Below are 1,461 nucleotides of genomic sequence, written 5' to 3' on the forward strand. Positions count from 1 at the left end.
CTATTAGGTCGCCAAGAAACCCAAGACCTACTTGATCACTTCAAGATGAGTTACCCCAAATTGGTTGAGGACGTCATTCCGAAAATTGTTACCGTGGCACAGCTGCAGCGTATCTTGCAATTACTGCTGGAAGAAAATGTTCCTATCAAAGATCTGCGCACCATTTTGGAAATCTCTAGTGAATATGCGGGCAAACTCAATGATCCTTTAGAGATCTTGCCGCATATTCGTTATGCTCTGCGTCGCACGATCGTTCAAGATGTCTTAGGTGATGGCAATAACTATCAAGTATTGGGAATTCAGCCAGAGTTTGAGCGCCTCATTGAGCAGTCGATTGGTGCTGGGGCCATTGCTCCGGATGGACTGATTGAACCCTCCTTAGCCCGGATGTTTGGGGAAGAGGTTATCAGAGGCGTTCAGGAGATGGAGAACCAAAACCTGCCGCCAGTCATTGTCAGCGGCACACGGACCAGAACCACCATCTCCAGAATTGCTCGCAGGGTCTGCCCTCAGGCGGTGGTATTGGCATTAAGTGAGCTACCACCAACCTCCAATCTGGCTTTCTTCAAGGTTCTTTGTTCCCAAACGGGCAAAAACCCCTAAAATCACTATTAAAGAGATCTACTCCGGAGTTTAAGCATGGGCCCCCAAAAATTTATTGCAGCCAATACCGCTGATGCGTTAAAGCTGATTCGTACAGAATTGGGTTCTGACGCTATGGTGCTTTCCACGAAAGACACCGACCAAGGCGTAGAAATTATTGCTATTACTTCACAAGATTTGGCCAATCTATCCACACGTTCTGAATCGCTCGATGCCCTTAGTAGTGAAGCCAGCCCTTTTTCAGAAAGATCGATGGCTCAATCTGGTCTGTCAGACAAGTTTGAGAATGCCATTGCCCGTCGCGCCCAAGCCCCCGCAACAAAACCGTATGGCGAAATTCCTGCGGGCAGCTTAAGACGTAACCCAGCTAGAGCGGGTCGCTCTGTCAGAGCTCCTGGTGCAGAAGCATTTTTACCAACCTCCTTTAATAACGCTGAACGTATTCAGCGCAGTGATAGCAGCGTGATCAATCCGTCCAATAATGACGCGATATTTAATGCCTCTGCTGCAGCTAATGCAAAAGCAGCGCAAGATGTTGCAGCTCTCAATGCGGCTAGAGTTTCAGCTCTCAATGCGGCTCAGGCGCATCGCATCTCGGAAGCCGGATTACAAAAAGCAAATACGCCTGTTGCGGCCGTTACACCTGCAGTGCCTGCCGCCCCAGCAGTCTCGAATATATTTGAATCAGGCAGTTCACCTAAAGTAGAAAAGCTGCTTTCTGAGATCAGTGAAGTCAAATACTTACTGCAATCGCATGTTGCCGGCAATTTCTGGGGAAATATCCAACAGGAAAATACCCACGTTACTGAGATCGTGAAACACCTTCTCAATAGTGGATTCTCTCCCAAGCTATGCGCC

Annotated in this window: 2 protein-coding genes; both read left to right on the forward strand. The window is 48.3% G+C overall.

Annotation, left to right across the window (positions count from 1 at the left end):
* A partial coding sequence (locus tag B7Y67_RS17890) for an FHIPEP family type III secretion protein (RefSeq protein ID WP_293599789.1) occupies positions 1-603 on the forward strand: 603 nt, incomplete at its 5' end.
* 36 nt (positions 604-639) lie between these two features.
* Positions 640-1,461, forward strand: an 822-nt coding sequence (locus B7Y67_RS17895; RefSeq protein WP_293599790.1) for a hypothetical protein, incomplete at its 3' end; no start/stop codon positions are given.

It is taken from the genome of Polynucleobacter sp. 35-46-11 (assembly GCF_002281105.1).